Genomic DNA, 25,762 nt, shown 5'->3' with positions numbered 1-25,762 from the left:
GCACCACGAACATGCGATTCCTCTTCAAGACCGACTACAACCAGGACATCCGGCTCGCCAAGCACGGTGGCCACACCTTCTGGTACAGCCTGCTGGGCCTGTTCCTGGTGATGGCGCCATGGGCCATCCCGGAATACTGGCTCGCGCAGCTCACCTTCGTGCTGATCTACGCCGTCGTCGGCCTCGGCCTGATGCTGCTGGCCGGTTTCACCGGGCTGTTCTCGCTGGGCCATGCGGCCTTTCTCGGCGTGGGCGCGTACACGCAGGCCATCATGGTGAACGCGGGCATTCCCTTTCCGCTGGCACTGGCCTGCGCGGGCCTGCTCTCGGCGGCCGTGGGCATGGTGGTGGGCCTGCCGGCGCTGCGCGTCAAGGGCATCTACCTCGGCATGGCGACGCTGGCTTTCGGCTTCATCGTCGAGGAGGTGATCGCGCGCTGGGAGCACGTGACCGGTGGCAACGCCGGCCTGATGGTGCAGTACCCCGCCCTCTTCGGCTGGTCGCTGGACTCCACCGAGGAGTTCTACTTCCTGTGCCTGGTCGTGACCGTGCTGGCCACGCTGGGCATCGTCAACCTCATGCGCTCGTCCACCGGCCGCGCCTTCGTCGCCATCCGCGACTCGGAGATCTCGGCGCAAAGCATGGGCATCCAGCTCGCGCGCTACAAGACGCTGAGCTTCGCGCTCTCAGCCGCGCTCGCGGGCATCGGCGGCGCGCTGTACGCGCACAAGATCCAGTTTCTCTCGCCAGAGCAGTTCAGCATCATCCAGTCGATCGACCTGCTGCTGATGGTGGTGATCGGCGGGCTGGGCTCGATCCATGGCGCCTTCCTCGGCGCGATCTTCCTGATCGTCATGCCCCAGCTCATCGCGCTGGGCAAGGACTACCTGCCCGAGGCCATCGGCCAGGCCGCCGGCCTGCAGGGCGCGGTGTACGGCATCGTGCTGATCGCCTTCGTGCTGTTCGAGCCCATGGGCCTGTACGGCCGCTGGCTCAAGGTGCGCACCTGGTTCCAGCTCTTCCCGTTCTATCGCAAGGGCCTGTTCAAGCGGCAGAAAACGTTCCAGAAATCGGATCGCCTGAAATGAACCCAAACGTGCTTCTTTCGGCCAGGAACCTGAGCGTGCGCTTCGGCGGCGTGCTGGCGGTCAACAACGTGAGCTTCGACGTGAAGCGCGGCGAGGTCTTCACGCTGATCGGCCCCAACGGCGCAGGCAAGACCACGGTGTTCAACCTGATCAGCCGCATCTACACGCCCACCACCGGCACCATCGACTACGCCGGCCCGAATGGCGAGTTGCGCCTGACCGACCAGGCACCGCACCAGATCGCCAAGCTGGGCATCGCGCGCACCTTCCAGAACATCGAGCTGTTCGAGCACGCCACGGTGCTGCAGAACCTGCTGATCGGGCGCCACACGCACCGCAAGACCGGGCTGTGGAGCGAGATCTTCTTCACAGGCAAGACGCGCGCGGCCGAGATCGAGGCACGCGAGAAGGTGGAACGCGTGATCGACCTGCTCGACCTGCAGCACCACCGCGAGTCCATGGTGGCCGGCCTGCCCTACGGCGTGCGCAAGGTGGTCGAACTCGCGCGCGCGCTGTGCACCGAACCGCAACTGCTGCTGCTCGACGAGCCGTCGTCCGGCCTGAACGTGGAGGAGACCGAGGACATGGCGTTCTGGATCACCGATATCAAGGAAGAGCTGGGCATCACCGTGCTGATGGTCGAGCACGACATGAGCCTGGTCTCCAAGGTGTCGGACCGCGTGCTGGCCATGAGCATAGGCACCGAGCTGGCTTCGGGCACACCCGCCGAGGTGCAGAGCGACCCCGGCGTGATCGAGGCCTACCTGGGCTCGATGGACGACGTCTCCAGCCTGCGCCGTGAAAACCACAAGGTGAGCGCATGAGCGTGGCCACTTCCGATGCCCCTGTGCTCAAGCTGCTCAACGTCGAGAGCGCCTACGGCCCGATCAAGGCGATCCGCGGCGTGAGCCTGCAGGTGCGCCGCAGCGAGATCGCCACCGTGCTCGGCTCCAACGGCGCGGGCAAGACCACCATCCTCAAGACCATCAGCGGCATCATCGACCCGCGCAAGGGATCGATCGAGTTCAAGGGCGAGAACATCACCGCGCAGGACCCGGCGCTGATCGTGCAGCAAGGCCTGTCCCACGTGCCCGAGGGGCGCGAGGTCTTCCCCCTGCTCTCGGTGCGCGACAACCTGCTGATGGGTGCCTACACCCGCAAGGACCGCGACGGCGTGGCGCGCGACATGGAGGGGGTGTTCAACTACTTCCCCATCCTGCGCGAACGCGCGCTGCAGGACGCCGGCCTGCTCTCCGGCGGCCAGCAGCAGATGCTGGCCATCAGCCGCGCGCTGATGGCCGACCCCGACCTCATCCTGCTCGACGAGCCCAGCCTGGGCCTCTCGCCCAAGCTCACCAAGGAGATCTTCGAGATCGTGGTGCGCATCAACCGCGAGCGCGGGACCACCATCCTGCTGGTCGAGCAGAACGCCAACATGGCGCTCAACGCCTCCGACTACGGCTACGTGCTCGAGAACGGCCGCATCGTGATGGAAGACACCTGCGCCCACCTGCGCGAGAAGGACGACATCAAGGAGTTCTACCTCGGCATGAAGGAAACCGGGGCGCGGGGTGAGCGGCGCTGGAAAAAGAAGAAGAACTGGAGATAAGCATGCACGCAGCGCAGAGCCGCCTCAAGCAAGTGCGCGCCCCCTTGGGGGGCAGCGAAGTACGCGCAGCGACAAGCGTGGGGGCACTATGACTTACCTCTGGGATCTCTCACACATCCAGCCGCGGACCGAGGTGGTGCTACCTGGCGACACCATTCCCGCCCTTTTCTGGAATGGCGTGAAGGCGCGCGGCCCGGCGATCTGGATGCGGCAGAAGGATTTCGGCATCTGGCGCAGCTGGACCTGGGACCAGACCGGCACCGCCGTGCGCGAGATCGCCCACGGCCTGATGGCACTGGGCTTCGAGGCGCGCGAGACCGCGTCCATCCTCTCCAACACCACCGTCGAGTGGGTGCTGTGCGACCTGGCCGTGCTCAGCGCGGGCGGCGTGGCCAACGGCATTTACCCGACCGACGCGGCCGAACAGGTGCAGTACCTCTGCGACGACTCGGCCACCACCGTGCTGTTCGTGGAAGACGACGAACAGCTTGACAAGGCGCTGGAGGTGCGCGCCCAGTTGCCGCGCCTGAAGAAGATCGTGGTCGTCGACATGGACGGCCTGCGCGACCTGAACGACCCGCAGGTGATCAGCCTGGCCGCGCTGCGCGACATGGGCCGTGCGCACCTGGCGCAGCACCCCGGCCTGATGGAAGCGCGCGTGGCCGCGGTGAAGCCCGAAGACCTCGCCATCCTGGTCTACACCTCGGGCACCACCGGCCGCCCCAAAGGCGCCATGCACAGCCACCAGGGCCTGGTCTACACCGTGCGCGGCTACAACACGCTGATCGCGCGCGACGAACACGACGAGTGCATGTGCTTTCTGCCGCTGTGCCACATCGCCGAGCGCATGGGTGGCGAGTATTTTTCGCTCTACACCGGTGCCAGACTCAACTTCGTGGAGAACCCCGAGACCGTGCCGGAGAACGTGCGCGAGATCGCGCCGACGGTGTTCACCGCCGTGCCGCGCGTGTGGGAGAAGTTCTATTCGGGCGTGATGATCACGCTCAAGGAAGCCAGCCAGCTGCAGCAGGCCGCCTACGCCTGGGCCATTGGCGTGGGGCAGAGGGTGGCCGACCGGGTGATGGCCGGGCAGCCGGTGCCCGGTGGCCTGCGGTTGCAGTTCCGCCTGGCGCGCGTGCTGGTGCTGGACAACGTGCGCAAGCTCATCGGCATCCACCGCGCGCGTTTCCTGGTCACCGGCGCGGCCCCCATCTCGCCCGACCTGGTGCGCTGGTACCTGGCCCTGGGCGTGCCCATGCTCGAAGTCTGGGGCATGACGGAAACCTGCGGCGCGTCCACCGGCATTCCCGCCGATCGCATCAAGCCCGGCAGCATCGGGCCGGCCGCCACCTACAACGAGGTGAAGCTGGACCCGCAGACCGGCGAGATCCTGGTGCGCGGGCCCAACGTGTTCATGGGTTACCTGAACCTGCCCGAGAAAACCGCCGAGACCATCGACGCCGATGGCTGGCTGCACACAGGCGACGTGGGGCAGGTCGATGAGGAAGGGTTTTTCCGCATCACCGACCGCATGAAAGACATCATCATCACCGCAGGCGGCAAGAACATCACCCCCAGCGAACTGGAGAACGAGCTGAAGTTCTCGCCGTATGTGACCGACGCCGTGGTGATCGGTGACAAGCGCCCCTACCTCACCGTCATCATCATGATCGACCAGGAGAACGTGGAGAAGTATGCGCAGGATAACGACGTGCCGTTTTCCAACTACGCCAGCCTCACCCGCGCGCCAGAGGTGCAATCGCTCATCCAGGCCGAGATCGACCGTGTGAACAAGAAGTTCGCCCGCGTCGAACAGATCAAGAAGTTCTTCCTGCTCGACACCCAGCTCAGCGCCGAAGACGAAGAACTCACTCCCACCATGAAGCTCAAGCGCAAGCTGGTGCAACAGAAATACGCCGAGCAGATCGAAGCCATGTACCGCTGACGCGTCCGCCCCCTTTCAACCCCCAGGAGACAAGCCCGTGACGACCGCCCGCCCCACCCTGATCGCCTTCGCGTTGTGCCTGTCGGCCGGCGCCGCCTTCGCCCAGACGCAGGGCGTGAGCAAGGACGAGATCGTTCTCGGTTCGATCCAGGACCTCTCCGGCCCGCTGGCGGGCTTCGGCAAATCCGTGCGGCAGGGCATGGTGCTTCGTGTCGACGAGATCAACGAGCAAGGTGGCATCAACGGCCGCAAGATCAAGCTGCTCGTCGAGGACAGCAAGTACGACCCACGCAACGCCGTGCTGGCCGCGCAGAAGCTCGTCAACCAGGACAAGATCTTCGCCATGGTCGCCCACCTTGGCACGGCACAGAACATGGCGGCCATGCCGGTGCAGTTCCAGAAAAACGTGGTGAACTTCCTGCCCGTGACAGCCGCGCGCGAGATGTACGAGCCCTTCCACAAGCTCAAGTTCGCCAACATCGGCCCGTACTACGAACAGATGCGCACCTTCCTGCCCCGCATGGTGCAGGAGAAGAAACCCAAGGCGGTCTGCGCGATCTACCAGGACGACGAGTTCGGCCTGGAGGTGCTGCGCGGTGCGGAAGAAGGTCTCAAGGCCGTCAACATGCAGATGGTCGAGAAGACCTCGTTCAAGCGCGGCGCCACCGATTTTTCATCGCAGGTGGCGCGCATGAAGTCCGCCAATTGCGACTTCGTCGTGCTGGGCACCATCATCCGCGAGACCATCGGCACCATCGCCACCGCGCGCAAGCTCGACTTCAACCCCACCTTCTTCGGCTCGCAGGCGGCCTACACCGACCTCATCCACAAGCTCGGCGGCCCGGCCATGAACGGCCTGTACGCCACCATGACCACCCAGCACCCCTACCTGGACGAAGCCTCGCAGCCGATCCGCTTCTGGGCCAACAAGTTCAAGACCAAGTTCAACGAAGACCCCAACGTCTTCTCGGTCTACGGCTACAACGCCATCGACATCTTCGCCCGCGCCGCCGGCCGCTCCGGCGCCAACCTCACCACCGACAGCTTTGTCAAGACCATGGACAGCCTGACCGTGCCGACCGACATCTTCGGTTCGCCCGAACTGCGCTTCAGCCCGCAGCGGCGCTACGGCAGCATGGCCATGCGCCTGTCGCAGATCCAGGACGGCCGCTGGAAGGTGACGTCGGACTACGTGAACCAGTGATCCCGCATCCCCGTGTCAACCACCCTTTACAGGAGACATCAGCGATGAAAACGACACTGACCGCCGCGGCCGTGCTGGCCCTGGCCGCCGGGCCGGCCCTGGCCCAGACGCAGGGCGTGAGCAAGGACGAGATCGTGATCGGCTCGATCCAGGACCTCTCGGGGCCGATCGCCGGCTTTGGCAAACAGGTGCGCATGGGCATGCTGCTGCGCGTGGACGAGATCAACGAGCAGGGCGGCATCAACGGCCGCAAGATCAGGCTGCTCGTCGAGGACAGCAAGTACGACCCGCGCAACGCCGTGCTGGCCGCGCAGAAACTCGTGAACCAGGACAAGATCTTCGCCATGGTGGGCCACATCGGCACCGCGCAGAACATGGCGGCGATGCCGGTGCAGTTCCAGAAGAACGTGCTGAACTTCTACCCCATCACGGCCGCGCGCCAGATGTACGAGCCCTTCCACAAGCTCAAGTACTCGTTCGCCGCCACCTACTACGACCAGATGAAGATCGTCACGCCCATGCTCGCCAAGGAGAAGGGTGCCAAGAAGGTCTGCGCGATGTACCAGGACGACGAGTTCGGCCTGGAGGTCAAGCGCGGCGCCGAAGACGGCCTGAAGGCCGCCGGCATGACGCTCGCCGCGGAGACCACCTACAAGCGGGGCGCCACCGACTTCGCCTCGCAGATGCAGAAGCTGCAGGCCGACCAATGCGACCTGGTGGTGATGGGCACCATCATCCGCGAGACCATCGGCGGCATCGCCACCGCGAAACGCCTGGGCTTCAACCCCACCTTCGTGGGTTCCAGTGCGGCCTACACCGACCTCATCCACAAGCTCGGCGGCCCTGCGATGAACGGCTTCTACGCCGCCATGACGGTGCAACACCCCTACCTGGACTCGGCCTCGCAGCCTTTGCGTTTCTGGGCCAACAAATACCAGACCAAGTTCAACGAAGAACCCACGGTGTTTTCGGTGTACGGCTATGGGTCCATCGACGCGTTCATCCGCGCCGCCACCAAGGCCGGTCCCGGTCTGACCACCGACAGCTTCATCAAAGCCATGGACACGATGAAGATCCCGCCGGACATCTTCGGTAGCGCTGAGATGACCTTCAGCCCCACCAAACGGCTGGGCAGCAACGCCACCCGCCTCTCGCAGATCCAGGACGGCCGCTGGAAGGTGCTCTCCGAGTACATGTCGGCCAAAGACTGAGTACCGCGCCGCCCGCTTCCGCGGGCCATGCGCGCAGCCGCCAGCGCTTCGTGTGCTGGCGGTTTTTTTTGCTCCCCGTACCATGGGCAGACCATGTCCCCCCTCAACCCTGCCACCGCCGCACTGCTCGCCGACGCGCTGCTCACGCTGCACATGGCCATCGTGGTTTTCGTGGTCGGTCTGCTGCCTTTGGTGCTGGTGGGGGGCACCCTGGGCTGGCGCTGGGTGCGCCACCGGGGCTTGCGGCTCAGTCACCTGGGCCTGATCGTCTTCATTGCCGTTCAGGCCTGGCTGGGCCGGCTGTGCCCGCTTACCGTGTGGGAGCAGGCCCTACGCCGCACCGCCGGCCAGCACAGCTACCCGGAGAGTTTCATCGAACACTGGCTCTCCAGGCTGCTGTACTGGGACGCACCCTGGTGGGTGTTCCTGGCAGCCTACACGGCCTTTGCCTGCGGGGTGGCCCTGGCCTGGTGGTGGGTCCGACCGACTGGACGCGTTTGAAGACCGCCCCGAACTCACGACCGCGGCCGCTCGGCGGGCGCCACCTCTTTCACGGCTTTCAGCACATCGATGACCAGCTCGAACAGGTGCTCCGGCACAGGGTCGTCCACCTCCACCTGCGCGACCAGCGCACGCGCCAGCGGAATATGCTGGATGATGGGGATGCCCTCGGTCCGGGCGTCCCGGACGATCGCCTGGGCCTGCAGACCGGCGCCCTTCGCGACCACCAGCGGCAGGGGCGTCTCGCCATGCTCGTAAAGCAGGGCAACGGCGAGGTGGGTAGGGTTGGTCACCACCACCGACGGCTTTCGCCTGCCACTGCCACCACCCTGGACGATCTCGCGGTGCAGCTTGCGCCGCTCGCCCTTGATTTCAGGCGCGCCATCGGACTCCTTGCGCTCGCGCTTGACTTCGTCCTTGGTCATCATCTGCTGACGGGCAAATAGTTTTCGCTGAACGAGCATGTCGAACCCGGCAATGACGGTGAAGACAAAAGCCGTGGCCAACAACAGTGACTTGATCAGAAGGCCCAAGCCGGTCGTTACGGGTTGAATGCCGGAGCCCGCCAGCAGCATGAGGGTACCCAGGTTGTCGTGCACCAGTTTCCACACGATGCCGGTGAGCGCCACCACCTTGATCACCGACTTCAAGGCTTCAATGAGGTTGCGGGCCGAAAACAGATTCTTCACATTGGCCACCACGTCCAGCTTCTGGAAGTTGAACTTCATTTTTTCCGGCGCGAACACCGGGCCGGCTGTCACGAGTTCGCCGAAGACGCTGAGCACGATGACGATCGCCATCCAGGGCAGAAGGGCCAGGCCAAGCTCCTTCACGGCCAACCGGAGAAAGGCCGCCAGCACGTCGCGAAACGGTCCATTCACATGGGTGCCTGCCCATCCGATCAGGAACAGCATCGCGTCCGTGAGTTGTCCGGCGGAAAACAGCATGTAGCCCGCACAGGCCCAGATCAACAAGGCTTTCGAAGCGTCCTTGGCGTGCGCCACGTCGCCTTTTTTCCGCGCATCGACCAGGCGCTTGGGGGTGGGTTTTTCGGTTTTCTCGCTCATCGAACCAGCCTGCCGAGGTCCGGCAGGATCACCGACATCACAGCCGCGTGGTCGCCCAGATACCCCATGAGCGTGGCGAGATAGCCCGTTGCGATGCAGGATTTCGATCGCCGACGACACCGAATCCGCGCCCACCTGGATGCCAACGCCCGCCTTGCTGGTCGTCTTGGTGGCCGCAATGTCGGCACCCAGCAGCAGACCAAGCACTTCGTTGGCTTCAGCCTCCGTCAGTCCGCTCACCAGATTGACCGCACCGGAGCACGCCACGAGCAAACTGGCCACCACCACCAACCAACAGCGCCTCACTCCCTGAAGGAACGTCCCGCTCATTGCGTTCGGGAAATCTGGTCGACGGTCTTGGCCGCCTGCTTGCTCAGCAGGGAAGCGAACTCCACCTCCAGCATGAAGCGCTGCAGGTGCATTTGCCGATTCAGGAGATCCGCACTGTTGAAGCCGACCGCGGGGTTCAAGGGCGCGGCCACCTGCGTCCAATGCTCGCGCGCGCTCTGCCCCATCCGGTTCATCGTGTTGAGGATGGCATCCCCCAGGGTCGGCGGTCGATCCTCGGCGGAGCGCTCCGCCGGCCGGGGGGACTGCACCTGGGGCACCGCTGGACCCGATCCCATGCGCTCGGCGCGCAGGGCAGCAAATGTCTCGGCCGCCCCACCCGGCGGCCGCAGCCGATGGGCATCACCGGTGTCCGACAGCGAAACAGGGAATGCCCCCCTCTTCACGGTGGCCATGCTCAATGAACTCATGACGAAACTCCTCGTTGCGCGGCCATCTCCCGCAAATCGGCCAGCGCCCGGCTGCCAGGCACTTGGTCAAGACCCAACAGAGCCCAACATCTCGCCGCATCCCAGCGAAGCTGCAGCAGCTCGACCATGGACATCCCCACATACGGAAATTCGCTCTCGCGCCGGAAGGCCATGAGCACGAAAAAGATGTGCCGGGCGCGCGACCAGTCCCCCTGGTCGAGCGCCAGGAACCCGGCCTCCGCCAGGGACCTCGCCAAGTCAGACGAAAGCAGCGTCGGCATCGAAGCCGCCTCAGCTTGCTGAAAAGAAGGCGCGGGGCTCAGGGATGGCATGGCTTATACAGGGGTGGTTGAACGCCTGAGTGCACCAGGCCAAAAGGAAAGTTCGGGCGGCGCTCCCGTTTTTGGGCGGTGGGTGGGAAGTGAACCTTGGTTCCTCAGCCCCCACTCATGCTGCATACCGATTCCGGGCTTTGCATGCAACCGGTCCATGTCGTCCATTGACTTTTCCTCCCTCGCAGGTATCGAAGCCGCCCCTCTCAGCGCAAGGGCCCGCGCACTGCTGAGAAGTGGAGCACCAGTTCCAGGCGGGGACGATGTCGGTACCACCCAGATCCTTCTCTGGACTTTTCTGGTGATGAGCATGGCCCGTCTGCGGCGCTTTGCGGACCATGTCGGCATGCTAGGGGCCGGCACCGCATTGCGCCACGTGCTGGACGGTCGGCGGATCGCCGCCTTTCGCGAACAGCTCGGCCACGAGCTCTTCCAATTCGGCATGCTGAAAGCACCGCTGATCGGTACCCTCCCGATCTCGCCCACGGTATTCGACGAACCGGAGCGCGCCCACATGGCGGTGCGCGCATCGGGTCTGGCGGCCCTGCAAGCTTTCTGCATGGCGCCTGATGCCCAACACCTTCACCTGCGCGCCCGCCTGTCGGCACGGCTGCAGGAGATCGCGCCAGACACCGCTTCCCGCATCTTCGTCGACCCGCCGAGCGACGCCCTCCTTCAAAGGGTGCTGCGCGAAGTGGAGCCGGTTCTCGCCACGGCCATTGACGGCATCGGAGCCACTTCATGAGATCGGGAAAAATCATTCGCCGAGAGGATGCCCGCCACCTCCGCCAAGCCGCCCAGGTGCTGGCAGACGCGCGCGCCGAGGCCGCCACGCTCCTGGAAACCGCGCGCGAGCAGGCCACCCAAGAGGCCGCTCGCATCCAGCGGGACAGCACGGAAGCCGCCGCCCGCGAAAAATCCGGCCTGATGCTGCAAGCCATCGCCAGCCGGGATGCCTACATGGCGGAAGTCGAATCGGAGCTGGTGAGCGTGGTCATCAACGCCGTGCGGTCGATCTTTTCGCAGTACAACGACCACGAGCGCGCCACGTTGGCCGTTGGCAAGGCCCTCAAGGCACTGCGCCAGCAGACGCAGGCCACACTGCACGTGCATCCGAGCCACCACGACGCGCTCTGCGCGGCCGTGCCGGCCCTGCTGCGCGACACTCCCTCGCTGCAATCCCTGATGGTGGAGCGTGACTCGCGCCTCAAACCCGGCACGTTCGTGCTGAGGAGCGCCATGGGCTTGGTGGAAACCGACCTCGAATCGCAGCTGCGCGCGATCGAAAACGCGCTGATGCGCAGCGTCAGGGTATCGGACGCCGCCCGTCACATGGTCGCCGGCGTGCCGATCTGACCGGCCCCGCGCCGTTCAGCGCGGGGCCTGCCAACCCCCGCCCAGCGCGGCCACCAACGCCATGCTGGCCGCCAGCCGCTCGGCCTGCACGTCGAGCGCCGCCCGCCGCGCCGCCAGGGCCAGGTTCTGCGCGGTCGCCACTTCCAGGAAGCTGATCTCGCCGGCCTCGTAGCGGTAGCCCACCACGCGCTCGTTCTCGTTGGCCAGCGTCACCAACTGCTGTTGCTGTCGGTCCTGCTCGGCCAGCGTCGCCAGTTGCACCAGCGCGTCCTCGGTTTCGCGCACGGCCGCGAGCACACCACCGCGCCAGGCCGCGGCCTGTTCGTCGTAGGCGGCGAGGAAGCTGGCTTCGTCGGCGCGGCGCGCGCCGCCGTCGAACAGCGTCGCAGCGAGCTGCGGACCCAGCGACCAGACGCGCGCCGGAGCATCCAGCAGGCGGGCCCAACTGCTGGCCTGCAGCGTGCCACTGGCCGATAGCGTCAGCTCGGGCAGCCAGGCGCGCTGGGCCACGCCCAGGCGCGCGTGCGCGGCGGCCAATGCGCGCTCGGCAGCGGCCAGGTCGGGGCGCTGGCGCAGCAGTTCACCCGGCAGTGCGCCGGGAACGGCGGGCACCGCCGGCAGCGCCGCATCGCGCACAGCCATCGGGTACTCGGCGGGCGTGGACCCCGCCAGCAAGGCCAAGGCGTTCGCTTCGAGCGCACGCTGGCGCTGCAGGGTGAACACCTGGGTGCGCAGCGACTGCAGTTGCGTCTCGGCCTGGATCACGTCGGCGCGCGCCACCAGGCCGGCTTCGTACTGCAGCTGCGTCACCTGCAGCGAACGCGCATAGGCCACGTCGGCCTGGGCCTGCAAGGCCAGTTGCGCGTCCAGCGCCCGCAGCCGCACATAGCCTTGCGCGGCCGCCAGCTGCAGCGCCAGGCGCGCGGCATCCACCAGCGCGGCCTGCGCTTCGGCGCCGGCCACCGCCGCCTGGCGCGAGAGCGCGACCCGGTCCCAGAGATCGGGCGACCAGGACAGGTCCGCACCCGCCGCGTACAGCCGCCGCGTGCCGGCGTTGGCACCGGCGGCCGCGTTGCCGCCGCTGCGCGTGGCGGACGCGCCCACACCGACCTGGGGCAACGCCAGCGCGCGGGCGGCATCCACCTGCGCCAGCGCCTGGCGCCAACGGGCCTCGGCCTGGGCGAGTTCGGCGTTGGCCTCGCCCACGCGGCGCAGCAGCCGGGCGAGGTCGGCGTCGCCGTACACGTTCCACCAGTCGGGCTGGATCGCGGCGGTCGCCGCCGGGGCGCCGACGTGCCGGAAGCCGGTGGGCAAGGCCATCTCGGGCGCGCGGTAATCGCTGCCGGTGGCACAGGCCGCCAGCCACAGCGGCAAGGCGGCCAGCGCGAAACGGGAAGGAAGCAGGGAAGAGGGCATGGGTTCAGGCGGTCTGGGGCAACGGGCTCGGGCCTTGCACACGGCCCCGCAGGCGCTCCAGAGCCAGGTAGACCACGGGCGTGGTGTAAAGCGTCAGCAGCTGGCTCACGGCCAGGCCGCCGATGATGGCGATGCCCAGGGGGCGGCGCAGTTCCGAGCCTTCGCCCAGGCCCAGCACCAGCGGCACCGCGCCCAGCAGCGCAGCGAGGTTGGTCATCAGGATGGGGCGCAGGCGGCGCAGCGCGGCTTCATGGATGGCTTCCTGCGGCACCAGTCCGCGCGTGCGCTGTGCGGCCAGCGCGAAGTCGATCATCAGGATGGCGTTTTTCATCACCACCCCGATCAGCAGGAACAGCCCGAGCAACGCGATCAGGCTGAACTCGGTGTCCGAGATGCGCAGCGCCAGCAGCGCCCCCACGCCGGCCGAGGGCAGCGTGGAAAGGATAGTCAAGGGGTGCAGTGTGCTTTCGTACAGCATGCCCAGCACCAGGTAGACCGTGACCAGCACGGCCAGGATCAGCCAGGGCTGGCGCTTGAGCGTGGCCTGCAGGCTGTTGGGGTCGCCCGCCCGCTCGCCGGTGGAAATGCTGGTGGGCAGCAGCAAGCCGTTGACGGCGCGGTCGATCGCCTGCTGCGCCTGCTGCAGGCTCACACCGGGGGCCAGCGCGTAGCTGATGCCGGCGGAGGCGAACTGGGCGTCGTGCTGCACGCGGTCGCGCGTGAGGCCGTAGCGCCAGGTCGCGATGGCGCTGAGCGGCACGCGCTCGCCCGCGTCGTTGAGCAGTTGAACCTGGTCGAGCGCACTGGGTTCGCTGTTGCCACGCGGGTCGGCCTCCATCACCACGCGGTACTGGTTCAGCGGGTCGTAGAGCGTGGCCACCTGGCGCTGCGAGAACGCGTTGTTCAGGGCTGTCGTCACGGTGTCCATGCGCACCCCCAGGCGGCGCGCGGCTTCGCGGTCCACGTTCAGCACGACCTGCTGCGCGTCTTCACCGGCGCCGAAGTCCACGTCGGTCATCTCGGGCAGCGCACGCAGCGCCTCGCCCACCGGTTTGGTCCAGCCGCGCAGGTCTTGCAGCGAATCGGAGCGCATGACGAACAGGTATTCGTTGTCACCCCCACCACTGGAAAGGCGAATGTCCTGGTCCACGCTCACAAACAACACACCGCCTGCGATCTTGGGCGCACCCGCGCGCAGCCGCGCGACCACGGCCGAGGCCGGTTCGCCGCGTTCGGCCAGGGGCTTGAGGCGGATGCGGAACCAGGAGTTGCTGGTGCCGGTGCGCCCGCCGCTCACCCCGGTTACGTCGGCCACGGCGGGGTCGGCCACCAGCAGGCGGCGAAAGGCCTCCACCTTCGGTTGCATGCCCTGGAAGGAAAAGCCGTCGTCGCCGCGCACGAAGCCGCCGAGCTGGCCGGTGTCCTGCTGCGGCAGCATGCCCTTGGGAATCGCCACGTAAAGCCACACGTTGAGCGCCACCGTGCCGGCCAGCAGCAGCAAGGTGAGCACGCGGTGGCGCAACGCGAACCCCAGGCTGCGCGCGTAACCCGCCTGCACGTCGGCCAACAGGCTGGCAATGACTCGCGCCACCCGGCCTGGGGGCTTCGGCGGGCCGGCCGGCAGGCCGTGCGCGCACAGCGCGGGCGTGAGCGTGACCGAGACCGCCAGCGAGATCAGCATGGCCGCGACCAGCGTGATCGAAAACTCGCGGAACAGCCGCTCGACCACGCCGCCCATGAACAGGATGGAGATGAACACCACGATCAGCGCCAGGTTCATCGCCAGCAGGGTGAAGCCGACCTCGCCCGCGCCGGTGAATGCCGCGCGCCAGACCGTGCGACGCCCCACCTCGCGTTGTCCGTTCGCGGCCTGCGCGGCGCGCGCCCGCTCGATGTGCCGCTGGATGTTCTCCAGCACCACGATGGCGTCGTCCACCACCAGGCCGGCGGCCACGATCAGGGCCATGAGCGAGAGGTTGTTGAGCGAAAAGCCCTGCCACCACATCACCGCGAACGCGCCGATCAGCGACACCGGCAAGGCCAGCGCCGGAATCAGTGCGGTGCGCACGCTGCCCAGGAAGGCCCACACCACCGCCATCACCAGCACGCACGACAGCCCCAGCGTGAACTGCGCCTCGCGCAACGTGGCGCGGATGCCGGGCGAGCGGTCCATCACCACGCGCAGCTCGGTGTCGGCCGGCAGCAGCGCGCGCAGCTGCGGCATCTGCGCGTGGATGGCATCGATGGTCTGCACGATGTTGGCGCCCGCGCGCCGGCTCACCAGCAGCACCACGGCGGGCCGGTCGTTGTGGTAACCGGCGGTGTAGCGGTTCTCCACCGAATCCGTCACCTCGGCCACGTCGGCCAGGCGCACCAGCGCCCCGCCTTCGTTGCGCACCACCAGGTGCGAAAAATCCCCCGCCGTGCGCAGCGGCTCGGGCAGCGCGATCTGCCAGCGCTGGCCGCCCTGCTCGGTCTGGCCGAGCGGGCGCCAGGCGTTGGCCTGGGCGATGGCCTGGCGCACGTCGTCCAGGGACATGCCGCGATGCGACAGCGCCTCGGGCCGCGCCTGCACGCGCACGGCGGGCAGCGAAGAGCCGTCCACGGTGACTTCGCCCACCCCCACGATCTGCGCGAGCTTCTGCGCCAGCACGGTGGACGCGTTGTCGTAAAGCGCCGACGAGGGCAACCGGGACGAAGACAGGGCCAGCGCCATGATGGGCGCCTGCGAAGGGTTGACCTTCACGTAGCTCGGGTTGCCCGTCATGCCCGAGGGCAGTTGCCCGCGCGAAGCGTTGATGGCGGCCTGCACCTCGCGCGCGGCCTCGTCGATGTCGCGGTCCAGGTTGAACTGCAGCGTGACGCTGGTGCTGCCCTGGTTGCTGCTGGAACGGATGCTCGCTACGCCCGCGATGCTGCCCAGCGCGCGCTCCAGCGGCGCGGCCACCGTGGAGGCCATGCTCTCCGGGCTGGCGCCCGGCAGGCTGGCGCGCACCTGGATCACCGGGAAGTCCACCCGCGGCAGCGGCGACACCGGCAGCAGCCGCCACGCCAGCAGGCCCACCAGCACGATGCCGATGGCCAGCATCACGCTGCCGATGGGTCGGCGGATGAAGAAGCGGGCCAGTGCGTTCATGCCATCTCGGTGCGCCGGCGCGCCAGCCGGTCGAAGGCCAGGTAGACCACCGGCGTGGTGAACAGCGTGAGCAGCTGGCTCACGATCAGACCGCCTACCATCACGATGCCCAAGGGCTGGCGCAACTCGGCGCCCGAACCGCTGGCGAGCATGAGCGGCACCGCGCCGAACAGCGCGGCCAGGGTGGTCATGAGGATGGGGCGGAAGCGCAGCAGCGCGGCGCGGTGGATCGCCTCGCGCGGTGAGAGGCCCAGGCGGCGCTGCGCGTCCAGCGCGAAGTCCACCATCATGATCCCGTTCTTCTTCACCAGGCCGATCAGCAGCACGATGCCGATCACCGCGATCAGGTCCAGCGGCCGGCCGGCCAGCAGCAGCGCGGCCAGCGCGCCCACCGTGGCCGAGGGCAGCGTGGAGAGGATGGTGAGCGGGTGCACCGCGCTCTCGTACAACATGCCCAGCACCAGGTACATCACCACCACGGCGGCCAGGATCAGCCACAGCGTGTTCGCCTGCGAATTGCGGAAACCCTCGGCCGCGCCCTGGAAGGCCAGTTCCACGGCCACCGGCAATTCCACCTGCCGCTGCACGGCTTCGATGGCCGCCACGGCCTCGCCCAGCGAATGCCCGGGCGCGAGGTTGAACGACAGCGTGACCGCCGGGAACTGCCCCTGGTGCTCGATGGCCAGCGGCGCGCGCCGCTCCACCGCGCGCGCCACGGCCGACAGCGGCACCGGCTTCGCGTCGGCCCCGCCCCCGGCGGGCTGCACGTACACCCCCTCCAGCGCCTGCAGGCCGCCCTGTTTCGCGTCGTCGCTCTCCAGCACCACGCGGTACTGGCTGGCGTGCGTGAACAGCGTGCTCACCTGCCGCTGGCCGAACGCGCTCTGCAGCGCCGAGGCGATGTCACCCATGCGCAGGCCCAGGCGGGCCGCCGCGTCGCGGTCGATTTCCAGGTAGGCCTGCAGGCCTTCGCGCTGCAGGTTGCTGGCCACGTCGATCAGCTCCGGCCGTTCCTTCAGGGCGGCCAGCATACGCCCGGTCCATTCGCCCAGCAGCGCGCTGTCGGGCGAACTGAGCGTGAACTGGTACTGCGTACGGCTGATGCGGTCTTCCATGCCCAGCTCCTGCACCGGCTGGAACCAGGCCTCGATGCCGCCCACGTCGCGCGCGCGTTCGCGCAGCCGCTCGATCAGTTCGCTGGCCGACACCGAGCGCTGCGCATGGGGCGCCAGGGTGAGCAGCATGCGCCCGCTGTTGAGCGTGGCGTTGCTGCCGTCCACGCCGATGAACGATGCCACGCTCTGCACCGGCGCCTCGGCCAGCAGCGCCCTGGCCAGCGCCTGCTGCCGTTCGGCCATGGCGCCGAAGGACACGCTCTGCGGTGCCTCGGTCACCACCTGGATGGCGCCCGCGTCCTGCACGGGAAAGAAGCCCTTGGGCACGGCCAGGTAGAGCAGCGCCGTGAGCACCAGCGTGGCGGCCATGGCCAGCAAGGCCAGCGGCTGGCGCGCCAGCACCCAGTCCAGCCCGCGCCCATAGCGCTCGATCGTGCCGCTGAGCCAGTCGCGCCGGCCTTCGGCGTGCGCCGGCGCCTGCCGGAGCATGCGCGCGGCCATCATGGGGGTGAGGGTGAGCGACACCACCAGCGAGATGCCGATGGCCACCGCCAGCGTGACCGCGAACTCGTGGAACAGACGACCCACCACGTCGGCCATGAACAGCAGCGGAATCAGCACCGCCACCAGCGAGACGGTGAGCGAGACCAGGGTGAAGCCGATTTCGCTCGCGCCCTTGAGCGCGGCCTCCATCGGCCCCGCGCCTTCTTCGCGGTGGCGCGCGATGTTCTCCAGCATCACGATGGCGTCGTCCACCACGAAGCCGGTGGCGATGGTCAGCGCCATCAGGCTCAGGTTGTTGAGCGAATAGCCGAGCAGCAGCATGGCCGCGAAGGTGCCCACCAGCGAGAGCGGCACCGCCACGCTGGGAATCAGCGTGGCCGGCAGCGTGCGCAGAAAGACAAAGGTGACCAGCACCACCAGCGCGATGGCGAACAGCAGCTCCTTCTGCACGTCGCGCACCGAGGCGCGGATGCTCTCGGTGCGGTCCGACACGATCTGCACCTTCACGTTGGCCGGCAGCGTGGCCGTGAGCTGCGGCAGCAGCGCCCGCACCTGGTCCGCCACGGCGATCACGTTGGCACCCGGCTGGCGCTGGATGTTCAGCAGCACGGCGGGTGCCAGGCCGCAGCCGCCGGTCTGACCCTCGGCGCAGGCCATGCCGGCCCAGGCCGCGAGAAAGCGGTCTTCCGCGCCCTCTTCCACCTTGGCCACATCGGCCAGGCGCAGCGGCGCGCCGTCGCGCCAGGCCACGATGAGGCGCTGGTACTCCGCCGCCGAGCGCAGCTGGTCGTTCGCATCCAGCATGGTGCTGCGCAACTGGCCGTCGAAACTGCCCTTGGGCTGGTTGTTGTTCGCGGCGGCGATCGCGGTGCGCAGCTCTTCCAGCGTGAGGCCGTTGGCCGCCAGCGCGCGGCTGTTGGCCTGCACCCGGATGGCCGGGCGCTGCCCGCCCGCCAGGCTCACCAGGCCCACGCCCGGCAGGCGCGAGAGCTGGCCCGCCATGCGCGTGTCCACCATGTCCACCACGCGCGGCAGCGGCAGCGTGTCCGAACCGATGGCCAGCGTGAGGATGGGCACGTCCGCCGGGTTCACCTTGCGGTAGATCGGCGGCGCGGGCAGGTCCGACGGCAGCAGGCTGTTGGCGCTCTGCAGCGCGGCCTGCACGTCCTGCTCGGCCACGCCCAGGTCCACCTCCAGGGCGAACTTCAGGGTGATCACCGAAGCGCCACCCGAGCTGGTGGACGACATCTGCGACAAGCCCGGGATCTGGCCGAGCCGGCGCTCCAGCGGCGCGGTGACGGTGCGCGCCGTCACGTCCGGGCTGGCACCGGGCTGGAAGGTGAACACCTGCATCACCGGGTAGTCCACCTGCGGCAGCGCCGATACCGGCAACTGGCGCCAGGCCAGCAGGCCGGCGATGAGCACGGCCAGCATCAGCAGCGAGGTCGCCACCGGCCGCAGGATGAAGGGACGCGAGAGCGAGAGGGGGGCGGCGGCGGAGGACATCGGCGAGCGCCCCCGTCAGCGCGCCGGGGTGGCGGGCGCCGCCGGCTGATCGGGCTCCGGCGCCAGCGGCGAACCGGCGGGCAGCGCCGCCGCCTGCACCACGTTCACCGCGCGGCCGTTCTCCAGGCGGTCCAGGCCTTCGAGCACCACCGGCTCACCACTGACGAGGCCCTTGAGGACCACCGTGCGCCCGCCGCTGGCGGGGCCGAGCGTGAGGTCGCGCACCTGGGCCTTGTTCTCGGCGATCACATACACATAACTGCCGCGCGAGCCGTGCTGCACCGCGTCGGTGGGAATCGTCACCGCGCCGGGCAGCTGGCGCAGCGCCAGGCGCACGTTCACGAACTGGTTGGGAAACAGCGCATCGTCCGCGTTCTCGAAACGCGCCTTGAGCCGCAGCGTGCCGGTGGCCGCGTCAATCTGGTTGTCCAGCGTGTCCAGCCGCCCCTGCGCCAGGCGGGTTTGGTTGTCGCGGTCCCAGGCCTCGGCGGGTGGCGGGTTCTTGCCGTCGTGGGCAGCGCGCACCTCGGCCACCTGCGGCTCGGGCACGCTGAACACCACCGACACCGGCTGCGTCTGCGTCAGCGTGAACAGGCCGTTCGCGTCGTTGGCCGACAGCAGGTTGCCCGCGTCAACCCGGCGCAGACCGATGCGGCCCGCGATGGGCGCGACGATGCGCGTGTAGGACAGCTGCAGCTTCGCGTTGTCCACCTGCGCCTCGTCGGATTTCAGCGTGCCGCGCAACTGCTGCACCAGCGCGGCCTGGCGGTCCAGCACCTGGCGGGCCACGGCGTCGCGCTTGAAGAGACCTTCATAGCGGGCCAGTTCGCTCTCGGCGTTGCGCAGCTGGGCCAGGTTCTGCTGCTGCTGGCCCTGCGCCTGCGCCAGCGCCACGCGCAAGGGCTCAGGATCGATCTCGGCCAGCAACTGACCGCGCGCCACCTTCTGCCCTTCGCGCACCAGCACGCGGGCCAGCTGGCCGTCCACCCGGCTGCGCACCGTGACCGTGTTGTAGGGCGCCACCGTGCCGACGGCTCGGGCCTGCACCGTGAAGTCTTCGGTGCGCGCCGGCTCCACCCGCACCGCCACCGGGCCGCGCCAGGCGCTGGGTGCGGCGGGGGGTTGTGGCGGCGGGCGCAGCAGGAACCACCACGCCGCGAAACCGATGCCCAGGAACAGGCCCAGCCACAACAGCCCGCGCGGCCAGGACAGACGGGAAGGCGAGCGCGCAGCGGCGGAGGAAGGCTCAGATGCGGACATGGAAACGAGTGGAAAGACGCAAAGGAGAGGCGAAAGGCGGGCCGGTGGCTGGTCGAACACCAGCCTCTCTGGCGGCGCCGACGCTGGCTGCGTGATCGCAGGCACGAACGCCAGATGATAGCCATTCGCAACTGCTTGTAACGGCGTCTGACCGTGGCCGACGCGGAAGGTTCACTTCCCCTCACGCCAGGCCTGACGACCCTTGGTCAGGAAACGATGTACGCCCCCGCCCCCACACACAGCAGCTTCCCGTCCGCCCCCTCGAACGCCATTCTCGTGTTCGCCACTCTCGAGCCCAGCCGCAACACCTCGGCGCTGAGCAGGAAGTAATCGCCCACGCAGGGCCGCAGGTAGTCGATGCGCAGGTCGATGGTGCCGAGCTTGGTGAAGCGCTGCAGGCGCTGCATCGGCTCTTCGGTCATGTGGCGCGCGCCGTTGGCGGCAATGCAGGCCAGGCCGCCCATGGCGTCGAGCGCGGCGCTGACCACGCCGCCATGCACGCGGCCGTGCTGGTAGTGCCCGATCAGGTCGGCCTTCATGTCGATGCGCGCAGTCACGCGCTCGGGGCGGATGTCCTCGATCTTCAGGCCCAGCACCTTGTTGAAGACGATCTTGTTTTCGAACAGGTCCTTGAGCACGGCGATGAACTCGGGCTCGAACTCGACCGGTGGGGAAGAAGTGGCGGCGGTGTGTTTGCTCATAGTCCCCATTGTCGTGCGGCCAGTTCCTTCATGATTTCCTCGGCACCGCCACCGATCATCATCACCTTCACCTCGCGGTAGACGCGCTCGCTCACGGTGCCGCGCATGTAGCCCATGCCGCCGAGGATCTGCACCCCAGCGTCGGCGCAGAACTGCATGGTCTGCGTGGCGTGGTTCTTGAGCAGGCAGACGTTGGCGACCCAGTCGGCGCCGTCGTCGCCCGCGTCCACGCGCGCGCCCAGCGCTTCCAGCCAGGCTTCGGTGGAACGGATGCGCATCTGTATGTCCATCAGCTTGTGGCGGATCACCTGGCGCTCGATGAGGGGCGCGCCGAAGGTGCTGCGCTGCCGGGACCAGGCCAGGGCCTCGTCGTGGCAGGCCTCGGCAAAGCCGAGCGCCATGGCGGACAGGGCCAGGCGCTCGCCGTTGAAGTTGCCCATGATCATGCGGAAACCCGCGCCCTCGGCGCCCAGGCGGTAGCGCGCGGGCACGCGCACGCCGTCGAAGCGCAGGTGCGCCGTGTCCGAGCACAGCCAGCCCATTTTCTGCAGCGCGCTGCGCGAGATGCCGGGCGCGTCGCAGGGCACCACGATCATCGAGATGCCGCTCGCTCCCTGGCTCTGGGGGTCGGTGCGCACCGCGAGGGTGATCCAGTCGCAGCGCATGCCAGAGGTGATGAACACCTTTTCGCCGTCGATGACGTACTCGTCACCGTCGAGTCGCGCGGTGGTGCGCAGCGCGGCCACGTCGGAGCCACCGCCGGGCTCGGTGATGCCCAGGGCCGCGATCTTCTCGCCGCGCAGCACGGGCGGAATGACTTCCTGCTGCAGCTCGGGCGTGCCGTGCGCGAGCACGGGCGGCAGGCCGATGTTGTGGGTGAACAGGCTGGCCATCACGCCGCCGCTGCCGCCGTACCGCGCCAGGGTGCGCGACATGGCGTTGCGCGCGCTCCAGGGCGCGGGCGTGCCGCCCAGGTGCTCCGGGTAGCCCAGACCCAGCAGGCCGATCTCAGCCGCCTGGCGGTGCAGCGAGCGCGGCAACTCGCCCGCCTCTTCCCAGGCGGGCACGTTCGGCGCGATGAGCTGGGTGGCGAAGCGCTGCACGGTGTCGACCAGCGCGGCGCGGTCTTCGGTGGTGAAGTCGGCGGTGGCGTTCATGCGGCGGTGAAGGTGACCAGCAATTGCCCGGGCGCAACCTGCTGCCCCGCCGCCACCGAGAGCGCTTCCACGGTGACGTCGCGCGGTGCGGCCAGGGTGTGTTCGAGCTTCATGGATTCGATGACCAGCAGCGGCTCACCTTTGGCGATGCTCGCGCCTGGTTGCGCATGCACGGCGATGAGCTTGCCGTTGAAAGGCGCCCGAAGTTCGCACGCGGCGGATCCGCCCCCCGCGCGCTCGCGCGGCGCGAGGCTGAGATCGGTGAGGGCCACCGTGTGCGCGCCGGCCTGCACCTGCCAGCGGCCCCCGCCGAGAGGCACGGCGATCACGGGCCAGGTGACACCGCCGATGACCACGCGACCCGGGGCCACGCGGGCGGGCACCGTGCGTTCGCCCCAGACCACGCTCAGGGCGCCCTGCCCTTGTTCCTGCACCGCGAGCTCCAGCACCTGCTCCTCGTGCAACCAGCGCAGCGGGCGGGCAAAGGGGCATGGCAGGGCTGCGGCGGACGCCTGCGCGCCGAACACCGCCGCGAGCACCCCGGCCAGCACGGCATCGGGCGGGTGCAGCAGCATCGCGCGCACCGTGTCGCCTTCTTCGCCCAGGAAAGGGATGAGCGCCCCGCCTTCGTGGAACACCGGGTGCCGCAGGCAAGCCGCGAGGAAGGCGCGGTTGGTGGGCAGGCCCAGCACCAGGGTCTGGTCCAGCGCGTGGGCCAGGCGGTCGATCGCCTCCCGTCGGGTGGGCGCATGGGCAATCAGCTTGCCGAGCATGGCGTCGTAGTGCGGCGTGACCTCGCTGCCGGTTTCCAGCGCGTGGTCGAAGCGCAGACCCCGCGGCAAGGGCGGCTCGGCGAAGTGGTGCACGCGGCCGGTGTGCGGCGTGAAGTGCTCGTCTTCCGCGCACAGGCGCACCTCGATGGCGTGGCCGTGGAAACGGATGGCGTCCTGCGCCAGCGGCAGCGCCTCGCCACGTGCCACGCGCAACTGCCACTCCACGAGGTCCAGCCCGGTGAGGGCTTCGGTCACTGGATGTTCCACCTGCAGGCGGGTGTTCATCTCCATCAGGAAGAACTCGTGGCCGTCCACCAGGAACTCCACCGTGCCCGCGCCCACATAGCCCGCGGCCTGGGCCAGCGCGACAGCGCAGCGGCCCAGCTCTTCACGCAGCGCCGGCGAGACGGCCGGGCTCGGCGCTTCCTCGATGATCTTCTGGTGCCGGCGCTGCACCGAACAGTCCCGCTCGCCCAGATGCACGCAGTGGCCCTGCGCGTCGGCGAACACCTGCACCTCCACGTGTCTCGGGCGCAGCAGGGCGCGCTCGATCAGCAGGTCGCCGTTGGCGAAGCCCGCCAGTGCCTCGGAGCGCGCACCCTTGAGCGCGGGCAGCAGCTGCGCGGCCTCGTGCACCAGACGCATGCCGCGCCCGCCACCACCGGCCACGGCCTTGACCATCAGCGGGAAGCCGACGCGCTGCGCCTCGGCCGCGAAGGTTTCGTCGCGCTGGTCGTCACCGAAGTAACCCGGCAGGCAGGGCACGCCGTGTTGCACGGCCAGCGCCTTGGCGGCGGACTTGCTGCCCAGCGCTCGGATGGCCGCCGGCGGCGGCCCGACCCAGGTGAGGCCGGCGTCGATCACAGCCTGCGCGAAGTCGGCGTTCTCGCTCAGGAAACCGTAGCCCGGGTGCACCGCGTCGGCCCCGGTGGCCACGGCGGCGTCCAGCAGGCGGTCCACGCGCAGATAGGAATCGGCCGAGGCCGCACCGCCCAGCGCGTAGGCGCTGCCGGCTTCGCGCACGTGCAGGGCGCGGGCGTCGGGTTCGGAGAACACCGCCACGGTCTCGATGCCCATGGCGTGCGCGGTGCGGATGATGCGGCGGGCGATCTCGCCGCGGTTGGCGATGAGCAATCGTTTCATGGCTTGGGGGCCCACGGCGCGGGCTGTTTCTTCGCAAACGCGGCCAGGCCGCCGGCCGCCTCCGGCCCGCGCAAGGCACTGGCGAAAGCGATGGCGGCCTCGTGGCGCAGGTCGGGCACCTCACCGCGCAGGCGCTGCAACAGTCGCTTGGTGCCGGCCACGGCGCCAGGGGCGGCGCGCTTCATGGTCTGCACGCGTTCGGGCAACGCGGCGGCCAGCGCGCCGTCGGCCACCAGCTCGTCCACCAGGCCGAGCGTCTGTGCATCGGCCGCGCGGTAGCTGCGGCCTTGCAGCAGACACTGGCGCGCGGCGGCATCGCCCAGGCGCTGCCACACGAAGGGCGCGATCTGCGCCGGCGGCAGACCCAGGGTCACCTCGGGTGTGGCGAAGCTGGAGCGCTCGGTGGCGATCACGTGGTCCGCGCAGCACACCAGACCGAAACCGCCACCCATGGCCGCACCGTCGACCGCACATACCAGCAGCTGCGGCAGCGCGCACAGCGCGTGCAACACGTCGCCGAAACCCCGGTTCATCGCGATCAGCGGGTCGTCCTCGCCCGGCTGCAAGGGCTGGCCGATGGCGCTGGCGAAACCACCCAGGCTGCCGCCGGCGCTGAAGGCCCCTGGCGCGCCGGTGAGCACCACCACGCGCAGGGTCGAATCCTGCTGCGCGCGCAGGCAGGCTTCGTACAGGCCCGCCACCATGGCGTCGCTCAGGGCGTTGCGCGTGGCCGGGTCGTTGAGCGTCCAGTGCTCCACATCGCCCGCGCGCTCGACCAGGAAGGCGGCGCCGCTCACTTCTGCGGCCTCTTGGCGATGCCCATGATCTTGCTCAGGATGCCCATCATCACCTCGTCGGCACCGCCGCCGATGGAGGCCAGGCGCCCGTCGCGGTACATGCGAGAGACCTTGTTCTCCCAGGTGAAGCCCATGCCACCCCAGAACTGCAGGCAGGTGTCCGGCACGATGCGGTTGAGCCGGCCGGCCTTGAGCTTGGCCATGGTGGCCCATTCGGTCACGTCCTCGCCGGCCACGTAATGCTCCACCGCGAGGTAGGTGAGCGCGCGCAGGCTCTCCACTTCGGTCTTGAGCTCGGCCAGCTTGAACTGCACCCACTGCTGGTCGGCCAGGCTGGCGCCGAAGAGCTTGCGGTCCTGCGCCCACTCCACCGTCCAGCCGATGCAGTTGGTCAGGCTCTGCAGGGTGCTCGCCGCGCACCACAGGCGCTCCTCCTGGAACTGCTGCATCTGGTAGATGAAGCCCGAGCCCTCGGTGCCGATCAGGTTGCGCTGCGGCACGCGCACCTCGTCGAAGTAGATCAGGCCGGTGTCGCTGCTGTTCATGCCGATCTTCCTGATCTTCTGCGCGACCTCGATGCCCTTGACCAGCTTGCCGTTCTCGCGCATGCGCACCATCACCAGGCTCTTGTTCTTGTGCGCCGGGCCGTCGCCGGTGTTGACCAGCATGCACATCCAGTCCGCCTGCAGGCTGTTGGTGATCCACATCTTCTGGCCGCTGATGAGGTAGTCGTCGCCGTCCTTGCGTGCCACGCTCTTGATCGCCGACACGTCGCTGCCCGCGCCGGGCTCGCTCACGCCGATGCAGCCCACCAGGTCGCCCGCGATCGACGGCGCGAGGAATTCGCGCTTGAGCTCTTCGCTGCCGAAGCGCGCCAGCGCGGGCGTGGCCATGTCGGTCTGCACGCCGATGGCCATGGGCACGCCGCCACAGTGGATGTGCCCCAGCGTTTCGGCCATGGCCATGCTGTAGCTGTAGTCCAGCCCCGCGCCGCCGTAGGCCTCGGGCTTGGTCAGGCCCAGCAGGCCGAGGTTGCCCAGGCCCTTGAAGATTTCGTGCGCCGGCATCATCTCGGCCGCTTCCCATTCATCCACGTGCGGGTTGATGTGCTCGTCGATGTAGCGCTTCAGGGTCTTCTGCACTTCACGGTGTTCGTGGCTCAACTGCATGGTCTTGTCTCCGT

General features: G+C 68.4%; 21 protein-coding genes. 9 read left to right on the top strand and 12 right to left on the bottom strand.

The window, feature by feature from the left end; translation table 11 throughout:
• Window positions 1-11 precede the first annotated feature (11 nt).
• The 7 genes from ACODTB_RS03600 to ACODTB_RS03570 all read left to right on the top strand — a co-directional run bounded on the left by ACODTB_RS03600 (window position 12) and on the right by ACODTB_RS03570 (window position 7,558).
• Window positions 12-1,088: a branched-chain amino acid ABC transporter permease gene (locus ACODTB_RS03600; RefSeq protein WP_291117953.1), complete on the top strand. Its 1,077-nt coding sequence runs from the start codon at window positions 12-14 to the stop codon at window positions 1,086-1,088.
• Window positions 1,085-1,912, top strand: coding sequence for an ABC transporter ATP-binding protein (locus ACODTB_RS03595; protein ID WP_291117956.1), 828 nt, complete (start codon window positions 1,085-1,087; stop codon window positions 1,910-1,912). The genes ACODTB_RS03600 and ACODTB_RS03595 overlap by 4 nt, the downstream gene beginning before the upstream one ends.
• Window positions 1,909-2,697 (top strand): ABC transporter ATP-binding protein, encoded by a 789-nt coding sequence (locus ACODTB_RS03590; protein WP_291117959.1) that lies wholly within the window; start codon window positions 1,909-1,911, stop codon window positions 2,695-2,697. Before ACODTB_RS03595 ends, ACODTB_RS03590 begins: the two co-directional genes overlap by 4 nt.
• Before the next feature lie 88 nt (window positions 2,698-2,785).
• Window positions 2,786-4,642, top strand: a complete 1,857-nt coding sequence (locus ACODTB_RS03585; protein ID WP_291117962.1) for an AMP-dependent synthetase/ligase — start codon at window positions 2,786-2,788, stop codon at window positions 4,640-4,642.
• 37 nt (window positions 4,643-4,679) lie between these two features.
• On the top strand, window positions 4,680-5,846 hold the full coding sequence (locus ACODTB_RS03580; RefSeq protein ID WP_291117965.1) for an ABC transporter substrate-binding protein: 1,167 nt from the start codon (window positions 4,680-4,682) through the stop codon (window positions 5,844-5,846).
• 44 nt (window positions 5,847-5,890) lie between these two features.
• Window positions 5,891-7,057, top strand: coding sequence for an ABC transporter substrate-binding protein (locus ACODTB_RS03575; protein WP_291117968.1), 1,167 nt, complete (start codon window positions 5,891-5,893; stop codon window positions 7,055-7,057).
• Window positions 7,058-7,150: 93 nt separating this feature from the next.
• A complete protein-coding gene (locus ACODTB_RS03570) occupies window positions 7,151-7,558 on the top strand; it encodes a DUF2784 domain-containing protein (protein WP_291117970.1) in 408 nt (135 codons plus the stop codon).
• A gap of 14 nt (window positions 7,559-7,572) precedes the next feature.
• Here ACODTB_RS03570 and sctU read toward each other — a convergent pair whose 3' ends face one another.
• Genes sctU through ACODTB_RS03555 form a run of 3 tightly spaced genes read right to left on the bottom strand, consistent with a single transcriptional unit; the run spans window position 7,573 to window position 9,715 of the window.
• Window positions 7,573-8,913, bottom strand: a complete 1,341-nt coding sequence (gene sctU / locus ACODTB_RS03565; protein WP_291117996.1) for a type III secretion system export apparatus subunit SctU — start codon at window positions 8,911-8,913, stop codon at window positions 7,573-7,575.
• Window positions 8,914-8,951: 38 nt separating this feature from the next.
• A complete protein-coding gene (locus ACODTB_RS03560) occupies window positions 8,952-9,383 on the bottom strand; it encodes an EscF/YscF/HrpA family type III secretion system needle major subunit (protein ID WP_291117973.1) in 432 nt (143 codons plus the stop codon).
• Entirely contained in the window at window positions 9,380-9,715 is a 336-nt protein-coding gene (locus ACODTB_RS03555) for a hypothetical protein (RefSeq protein ID WP_291117976.1), read from the bottom strand. Before ACODTB_RS03555 ends, ACODTB_RS03560 begins: the two co-directional genes overlap by 4 nt.
• A 304-nt stretch (window positions 9,716-10,019) precedes the next feature.
• Here ACODTB_RS03555 and ACODTB_RS03550 point away from each other — a divergent pair, with 304 nt between their 5' ends.
• Window positions 10,020-10,460, top strand: a complete 441-nt coding sequence (locus ACODTB_RS03550) for a SctK family type III secretion system sorting platform protein (protein ID WP_291117979.1) — start codon at window positions 10,020-10,022, stop codon at window positions 10,458-10,460.
• The gene (gene sctL, locus ACODTB_RS03545; RefSeq protein WP_291117982.1) at window positions 10,457-11,071 is read left to right on the top strand and encodes a type III secretion system stator protein SctL; all 615 of its coding nucleotides are present in this window, start codon (window positions 10,457-10,459) and stop codon (window positions 11,069-11,071) included. The genes ACODTB_RS03550 and sctL overlap by 4 nt, the downstream gene beginning before the upstream one ends.
• 15 nt (window positions 11,072-11,086) lie before the next feature.
• Here sctL and ACODTB_RS03540 read toward each other — a convergent pair whose 3' ends face one another.
• The 9 genes from ACODTB_RS03540 to ACODTB_RS03500 form a co-directional block, all read right to left on the bottom strand.
• Window positions 11,087-12,487, bottom strand: a complete 1,401-nt coding sequence (locus ACODTB_RS03540; RefSeq protein ID WP_291117984.1) for an efflux transporter outer membrane subunit — start codon at window positions 12,485-12,487, stop codon at window positions 11,087-11,089.
• A 4-nt stretch (window positions 12,488-12,491) separates the two neighbouring features.
• Window positions 12,492-15,623: an efflux RND transporter permease subunit gene (locus ACODTB_RS03535; RefSeq protein WP_291117987.1), complete on the bottom strand. Its 3,132-nt coding sequence runs from the start codon at window positions 15,621-15,623 to the stop codon at window positions 12,492-12,494.
• Window positions 15,620-18,748 carry an efflux RND transporter permease subunit gene (locus tag ACODTB_RS03530; protein ID WP_291117990.1) on the bottom strand — a complete coding sequence of 1,043 codons (3,129 nt, stop codon included), beginning with the start codon at window positions 18,746-18,748 and terminating at the stop codon, window positions 15,620-15,622. The genes ACODTB_RS03535 and ACODTB_RS03530 overlap by 4 nt, the downstream gene beginning before the upstream one ends.
• A gap of 15 nt (window positions 18,749-18,763) precedes the next feature.
• Window positions 18,764-20,008: an efflux RND transporter periplasmic adaptor subunit gene (locus ACODTB_RS03525; protein ID WP_488929102.1), complete on the bottom strand. Its 1,245-nt coding sequence runs from the start codon at window positions 20,006-20,008 to the stop codon at window positions 18,764-18,766.
• Between the two features lie 206 nt (window positions 20,009-20,214).
• The gene (locus ACODTB_RS03520) at window positions 20,215-20,709 is read right to left on the bottom strand and encodes a thioesterase family protein (protein WP_291111252.1); all 495 of its coding nucleotides are present in this window, start codon (window positions 20,707-20,709) and stop codon (window positions 20,215-20,217) included.
• A complete protein-coding gene (locus tag ACODTB_RS03515; RefSeq protein WP_291111250.1) occupies window positions 20,706-21,866 on the bottom strand; it encodes an acyl-CoA dehydrogenase family protein in 1,161 nt (386 codons plus the stop codon). Before ACODTB_RS03515 ends, ACODTB_RS03520 begins: the two co-directional genes overlap by 4 nt.
• Window positions 21,863-23,782, bottom strand: coding sequence for an acetyl/propionyl/methylcrotonyl-CoA carboxylase subunit alpha (locus ACODTB_RS03510; RefSeq protein ID WP_291111248.1), 1,920 nt, complete (start codon window positions 23,780-23,782; stop codon window positions 21,863-21,865). Before ACODTB_RS03510 ends, ACODTB_RS03515 begins: the two co-directional genes overlap by 4 nt.
• The gene (locus ACODTB_RS03505; RefSeq protein ID WP_291111246.1) at window positions 23,779-24,579 is read right to left on the bottom strand and encodes an enoyl-CoA hydratase/isomerase family protein; all 801 of its coding nucleotides are present in this window, start codon (window positions 24,577-24,579) and stop codon (window positions 23,779-23,781) included. Before ACODTB_RS03505 ends, ACODTB_RS03510 begins: the two co-directional genes overlap by 4 nt.
• The gene (locus ACODTB_RS03500; RefSeq protein ID WP_291111244.1) at window positions 24,576-25,748 is read right to left on the bottom strand and encodes an acyl-CoA dehydrogenase family protein; all 1,173 of its coding nucleotides are present in this window, start codon (window positions 25,746-25,748) and stop codon (window positions 24,576-24,578) included. The genes ACODTB_RS03505 and ACODTB_RS03500 overlap by 4 nt, the downstream gene beginning before the upstream one ends.
• Between the last annotated feature and the right edge of the window lie 14 nt (window positions 25,749-25,762).

This window comes from Hydrogenophaga sp. FG152, assembly GCF_057809615.1.
Note: the sequence above shows the minus strand (reverse complement) of the source record. Positions and strands in the feature narration are given on the sequence as shown.